At 51.9% G+C, this 2,337-nt stretch carries 2 protein-coding genes; one reads left to right on the top strand and one right to left on the bottom strand.

What is annotated here, in order from left to right:
• Positions 1 to 1,083 (top strand): hypothetical protein (locus ACFW2W_RS01805; RefSeq protein ID WP_378172540.1); only part of this gene is annotated, 1,083 nt, incomplete at its 5' end.
• 46 nt (positions 1,084 to 1,129) lie between these two features.
• Here the strand turns inward: ACFW2W_RS01805 and ACFW2W_RS01800 are convergent.
• The coding region (locus ACFW2W_RS01800; protein ID WP_378172538.1) for a cytochrome P450 at positions 1,130 to 2,337 on the bottom strand (1,208 nt) is incomplete at its 5' end.

Here is a 2,337-nt window from a genome sequence, read left to right as displayed (position 1 = left end):
TGGATATGTGGATTCTGCTCTAGCTCTCTTAGTCTCTTGTTCTCTTCTGGACTCAATCTTATGAAGCGATTCGGTTGGTTTGCCATTCCTTATTGTTACGGGTTTTTAGCTTGGGAATACTTAGTTATTAGTTTGGCTGCTTGTGCTCCAAGAGTAGGTGATAGTAGCACTTCGCAGCTCAACGGAAGCAACTCCTCGACCAGTTTTTTGACTACCGCACAGTCTTCTAGTGCTTCACAAAATATACCACCAAGGTCTCCCGTACCAGGCCAAGACCTGTACCTAGTATTTGCGAGAGCGTCTTCCAATTTTGATGGTGAGTATATTGTACGAATTAATGTTGTCGTTCCTGCACGCTTTCCCAACCCCTCTCAAGAACTGTATGCCTCTTTCGGTTGTAACTCTGGAGGAGTATATGAGCTTCGTGGGTTTGACCTACCAGATACTTCTGAGAGCTATACCAGGAGCATATGGAATGAATGGGTTTCTATTTTCGATGCACAGGTAACACCGAATAAATTTATGGCAGGTGACGTAGAGATTTTTTGCGAGGACGACGCAATTGGCGTAAAGGCAGAGACTATACAAGATGCTCTCAGGTTGATCCAACGCACCAGTATTGGTCCGAACGGTTTGGTTGAGGGTGATAGGGCTCTTATTGGTTTTACTTACGAAATGTTTCACGTTTATCCCGCCCTCAGACGTGAATGCCGTGAATGGGTTGTACCCGTGCTTTTGCAGGATAGTCTTGCTTCGGTACCTGATTTTAGAAGCTATGAAATTTCTGGAGAGTGCCCTGGCGAGCCCTTGACTTCTGTGGTTTACGCCTCACAAAGAGAAATCCCGTTTCCTCAAGATGTGGTTTTAGCTGCTAGACAGAATGACGAAACTGTACCTTTGCTTTTTAATAGTCAACCGCAGAGTTTTCCTTTTGCTCCAGATAGACCTTTAACTTTGTTTTTCAGAAAGCAACCTCCGAGTGGAACTAGCGGTTTTCCTGAAACTGGTTACTGGAACAAGTTGATCGTTAGATATGATAACGGCTCTTTTCTATGGTCTTATGGTGAAGAAGGACCGCAGTGATTTGAAGATGAGCTGTGTTTTACTAACTCAGCTGTAATAGTTTTATTCAAAACGTCACCCGCAGCGAAGTGGGGTAACGGAAGACGTTTTTAGGGTGGTAGCTAGGGGCGTCTTGCAGGGCGAGCGACGAAAAGCGCGTCAGGGCGAGGAGCGCGTGCTTAAACTCGAGGCGCGCTAGGGGTGCCCCGATACAGTAGTGCAGCCCCAAACCGAACGCCAGATGTGGGTTGGGGTGGCGCTCGAGGTCGAACGTCTCCGGGTCTTTAAAAATCGCCTCGTCGCGGTTCGCTGAGGCGTAAAAGAGGCACACTCGAGTACCGCGCGGCCAGGTATAACCCCTATAGCTCACCTCTTGTCGCACGACTCGCTCGAAAAATTGCAGCGGCGTATCGAAACGCATCGCCTCTTCGAGGGCCGTCTCTACGAGCTCGGGGTGTTCGCGGAGCCGTCGCCACAGCTTCGGGCGACCTAAAAGCGCTACCATCCCGTTCCCGATGACGTTGACGACCGCCTCGTGCCCTGCGTTCAAAAACAGGATCGCGTTGGCGACGATCTCGGCTTCGCTGAGGCGTCCGGGCTCCTCGTCGCGCAGCCTTACCATCCGGCTGATGAGGTCGTCTTGGGGATCTATGCGCTTCTTCTCGATAAGCCCACGAACATAGTCAGCAAACGCTTGGGCAGCACTAACGGCTACCCTCTCCATCTCCGGGGTGCGCTCGGGCTCGAACATGCCGATAATCGCTTTCGACCACGGCACCAAACGGTGTCGGTCAGGTTCAGGTACCCCTAGCAGCTCGGCGATGACGGTCACGGGGATGGGTTCGGCAAAGTCTTTAAGCAAGTCGGCTTCGCGGCCTGGGCGTTTAGCTAGGGTGTCGGCTAGACGGTCGCAAAGGGCCGCTATCTTGCCTTCCAAAGCCCGCACGTGTTTGGGGGTAAAGGTGTCCTGAACAGCGATGCGGATGCGGGTGTGGTCGGGCGGCTCGAGTTCCAACAAAGACCCCTGCTGAACCGCCTCGAAGGGGGCGTGGGCGGGGTTCGGGTTCAGCTTGACGTTTTCCAGAACGCGCCCCAAGCGTTTATCGCGCAGGAGCGTACTAACGTCCTCGTAGCTCGTCAAAATCCACTGGCTCTTACTGGATTCCAAGGAGATAACGTAAAGGCGTTGCAACACGGGCAGAATCACCTTTAAACTCGACCAATGCTGAACATCCAGGTTTTGGTGGATGACGCCAAGTGTTTCGAGGAAGTGCG

It is taken from the genome of Coleofasciculus sp. H7-2, from assembly GCF_042747725.1.
Taxonomy (GTDB): Bacteria; Cyanobacteriota; Cyanobacteriia; order Cyanobacteriales; family FACHB-T130; genus FACHB-T130.
This window is presented reverse-complemented; position numbering and strand designations above follow the sequence as displayed.